The organism is Streptomyces capoamus (genome assembly GCF_014654935.1).
In the GTDB taxonomy this organism is placed as follows: Bacteria; Actinomycetota; Actinomycetes; order Streptomycetales; family Streptomycetaceae; genus Streptomyces; species Streptomyces capoamus.
On the sequence record NZ_BNBF01000007.1, the window covers coordinates 141,485 to 144,892 of the forward strand.

Annotated in this window: 4 protein-coding genes; 1 reads left to right on the plus strand and 3 read right to left on the minus strand. The window is 69.9% G+C overall.

All coding sequences use genetic code 11. The features are described from left to right. On the minus strand, positions 1–357 hold a 357-nt coding region (locus IE312_RS39895; RefSeq protein ID WP_370467553.1), incomplete at its 3' end, for a DJ-1/PfpI family protein. A gap of 93 nt (positions 358–450) precedes the next feature. On the opposite strand from IE312_RS39895, the gene IE312_RS13675 reads away from it, so the two are divergent. After that, positions 451–663 carry a hypothetical protein gene (locus IE312_RS13675; protein WP_229899682.1) on the plus strand — a complete coding sequence of 71 codons (213 nt, stop codon included), beginning with the start codon at positions 451–453 and terminating at the stop codon, positions 661–663. 99 nt (positions 664–762) lie between these two features. Here the strand turns inward: IE312_RS13675 and IE312_RS13680 are convergent, their stop codons facing one another. Both IE312_RS13680 and IE312_RS13685 read right to left on the minus strand, forming a co-directional pair. Further along, positions 763–1,776 (minus strand): ribonucleotide-diphosphate reductase subunit beta, encoded by a 1,014-nt coding sequence (locus IE312_RS13680; protein ID WP_189981529.1) that lies wholly within the window; start codon positions 1,774–1,776, stop codon positions 763–765. Next, on the minus strand, positions 1,776–3,408 hold a 1,633-nt coding region (locus IE312_RS13685; RefSeq protein WP_229899684.1), incomplete at its 5' end, for a ribonucleoside-diphosphate reductase subunit alpha. The genes IE312_RS13685 and IE312_RS13680, both read right to left, overlap by 1 nt.

A 3,408-nucleotide genomic window follows, 5' to 3' on the forward strand; every position in this document is an offset into this window, starting at 1 on the left:
CAGCAGCCCGGCCGCGGCCAGCACGAACACCCCGGAGCAGACGCTCAGCACCCGTGAGCCGCGGTCCACGGCCCGCCGCAGCGCGGCCAGCAGCTCCGGCGGATACTCGCGCTCCGCATAGGTCTCCCCGGCCGGTACGGCGATCAGGTCGGCCTCCTCGAGCCGGTCCAGGCCGTACGGCGTGGACACGGTGAACCCGCAGTGCGTGCTCAGCTCGGGCCCCTCCGCCGACACCACGGCGAAGTCGTACACGGGCAGCCCCTCGTCGCTGCGGTCGATGCCGAACACCTCGCACACGACACCCAGCTCGAAGGGGTGCACCCCGTTCAGCAGCACGGCGGCCACGTTCTTCAGCATGCGGCCAGTGTGCCCCACCGTTGGCAGTAATTCGAGGGTCCACGGCAGTACTGCCACTGCCGGTAAGGAGCATCCGGCGCGACAGTGGTGTGCATGAACGGAAACCAGATCGAAGGCCTGATCGGAATGCTCACCACCCTCGGGATCCTGGTCCTCCTGATCCTGCCCTCCCTGCTCGGTGCCCTGCGCGAGCGGCGCATCGACCGGCAGCTCAGGCAGGCCGCCCGGCAGCCGGGGCCGCACGCCGAGCCGGCCCCTCAGGACCGGCCCCGCACGAGGCGTCACGGCGCGGCCCGCCCCGCCTGACGGCCCCGGCGCTCCCGGCACGACGGACGGCGCCGCCCGGGGCCGCACGGCCTGGGCCGTGCGGACGGGCGGCGCCGGGGAGCCGGAGGCGGCGGTCGCTCAGAAGTCCTCGTCCAGGTCGACCGTGCCCTCCACGGCCACCTGGTACGCCGACGGGCGGCGCTCGAAGAAGTTCGTCAGCTCCTGGACGCCCTGCAGCTCCATGAAGGAGAAGGGGTTCTCGGAGCCGTAGACCGGGGCGAAGCCCAGGCGGGTGAGGCGCTGGTCGGCGACACACTCCAGGTACTGCCGCATGGAGTCGGTGTTCATGCCCGGCAGGCCGTCGCCGCACAGGTCACGCGCGAACTGCAGCTCGGCCTCGACGGCCTCCCTGAGCATGTCGGTGACCTGCTGCTGGAGCTGGTCGTCGAAGAGCTCGGGTTCTTCCTTGCGGACGGTGTCGACGACGTCGAAGGCGAAGCTCATGTGCATGGTCTCGTCGCGGAACACCCAGTTGGTGCCGGTGGCGAGGCCGTGCAGCAGGCCGCGGCTGCGGAACCAGTAGACGTAGGCGAAGGCGCCGTAGAAGAAGAGGCCCTCGATGCAGGCCGCGAAGCAGATCAGGTTCAGCAGGAACCGGCGGCGGTCGGCCTGGGTCTCCAGCCGGTCGAGCTTCTCGACCTCGTTGATCCACTTGAAGCAGAACCCGGCCTTCTCGCGGATGGAGGGGATGTTCTCCACGGCGGCGAAGGCGGCGGCGCGGTCCTCCGGATCGGGCAGGTAGGTGTCCAGCAGGGTCAGGTAGAACTGGACGTGGACGGCTTCCTCGAAGAGCTGCCGGCTGAGGTAGAGGCGGGCTTCGGGGGAGTTGATGTGCTTGTAGAGGGTGAGCACCAGGTTGTTGGCGACGATGGAGTCGCCGGTGGCGAAGAAGGCCACGAGGCGGCCGATGAGGTGCTGTTCCTCGGGGGTGAGCTTGGCGAGGTCGGCGACGTCGGAGTGGAGGTCGACCTCCTCGACGGTCCAGGTGTTCTTGATGGCGTCCCGGTAGCGCTCGTAGAAGTCGGGGTAGCGCATGGGGCGGAGAGTCAACTCGAAGCCGGGGTCGAGCAGGTTGGTGGTGCGGCTGGTCATTACTGGCAGGCCTCGCAGGACTCGGGGTTTTCCAGGGAGCAGGCGATCGCGTCGGGCTCGGCGACCTGCTGCACGGGGAGGGGCTTGGCGGCCTGCGCCTGGCCCTGGGCGGCGCGGGCGATGCGCGTCGCGGGCCGCGAGCGCAGGTAGTACGTCGTCTTCAGGCCGGACTTCCAGGCGTAGGCGTACATCGAGGAGAGCTTGCCGATGGTCGGCGTCTCCAGGAACAGGTTCAGCGACTGGGCCTGGTCGAGGAACGGTGTACGGGCGGCGGCCATGTCGATGAGGCCGCGCTGGGGGATCTCCCAGGCCGTGCGGTACAGCGCGCGCACCTCCTCGGGGATCCAGCGGAACTCCTGCACGGAGCCGTTGGAGTCGCGCAGGGCCTCGCGGGTACGGGCGTCCCAGACGCCGATATCCTTCAGGTCCTGCACCAGGTAGGAGTTGACCTGGAGGAACTCACCGGAGAGCGTCTCGCGCTTGAACAGGTTGGACACCTGCGGCTCGATGCACTCGTACACGCCGGCGATGGACGCGATGGTGGCCGTCGGCGCGATCGCGAGGAGCAGCGAGTTGCGCATGCCCGTCTCCGCGATGCGCCGGCGCAGGGCGTCCCAGCGCTCGGGCCACGTCAGCTCGACGTCGTAGTGGTCGGGGTGCAGCACGCCGCGGGCGGTGCGGGTCTGCTCCCAGGCGGGCAGCGGGCCGTTGCGCTCGGCGAGGTCGGCGGACGCCTCGTAGGCGGCGAGCATGATCCGCTCGGCGATCCGCGTCGAGAGCGCCTTCGCCTCGGGGGAGTCGAACGGCAGGCGCAGCTTGAAGAAGACGTCCTGCAGACCCATCGCACCCAGGCCGACCGGACGCCACTTGGCGTTGGAACGGCCCGCCTGCTCGGTCGGGTAGAAGTTGATGTCCACGACCCGGTCGAGGAAGGTCACGGCGGTCCGGACGGTCTCGTCCAGGCGCTCCCAGTCGATGTCCCCGCCGCGCACGAAGGCGCCGAGGTTGACCGAGCCGAGGTTGCACACGGCCGTCTCACCGTCGCTGGTGACCTCCAGGATCTCGGTGCACAGGTTGGAGGAGTGGACGACGTTGCCGGGCAGGGCGGTCTGGTTGGCGGTGCGGTTGGCGGCGTCCTTGAAGGTCATCCAGCCGTTGCCGGTCTGGGCCAGGGTGCGCATCATCCGGCCGTACAGCTCCCGCGCGGGCAGCGTCTTCCTGGCCAGCCCGGCGGCCTCGGCCTTGCGGTAGGCGGCGTCGAACTCCTCGCCCCACAGGTCGACCAGCTCGGGCACGTCCGAGGGGGAGAACAGCGACCACTGCCCGTCGGCGTTCACCCGGCGCATGAACTCGTCCGGGATCCAGTGCGCCAGGTTGAGGTTGTGCGTGCGGCGGGCGTCCTCGCCGGTGTTGTCCCGCAGCTCCAGGAACTCCTCGATGTCGGAGTGCCAGGTCTCCAGGTAGACCGCGGCCGCGCCCTTGCGCCGGCCGCCCTGGTTCACCGCTGCGACGGAGGCGTCCAGGGTCTTCAGGAACGGCACGATGCCGTTGGAGTGCCCGTTGGTCCCGCGGATCAGCGAACCCCGCGAGCGGATGCGGGAGTACGACAGACCGATGCCGCCGGCGTGCTTC